This is a genomic window from Paenibacillus sp. LPE1-1-1.1 (assembly GCF_040676435.1).
In the GTDB taxonomy this organism is placed as follows: Bacteria; Bacillota; Bacilli; order Paenibacillales; family Paenibacillaceae; genus Pristimantibacillus.
Genome location: NZ_JBEGHY010000031.1, coordinates 1 through 257, shown reverse-complemented (window position 1 = coordinate 257; position 257 = coordinate 1). Strand labels below are relative to the sequence as shown.

General features: G+C 50.6%; 1 rRNA gene. It reads left to right on the top strand.

Annotated features, from left to right (window positions below):
- Positions 1–118, top strand: a 23S ribosomal RNA gene (locus tag MRBLPE1_RS23155); the annotation flags it as partial.
- Positions 119–257 lie beyond the last annotated feature (139 nt).

Here is a 257-nt window from a genome sequence, read left to right as displayed (position 1 = left end):
CAAGATGAGATTTCCCAGTATGTAAGACCCCTTGAAGACGACGAGGTTGATAGGTTCGGGGTGGAAGCACAGCAATGTGTGCAGCTGACGAATACTAATCGGTCGAGGGCTTATCCTAAAACGTTTGCATGGACCCATACATCCGGCAGACAGCAGCTAAAAAGGTTTCAGCAAACCTAACTTTCGTATCCAGTTTTCAGCGTGCAACACGCTACGTTTGGTGGCGATGGCGGAGGGGAACCACGCGTTCCCATACC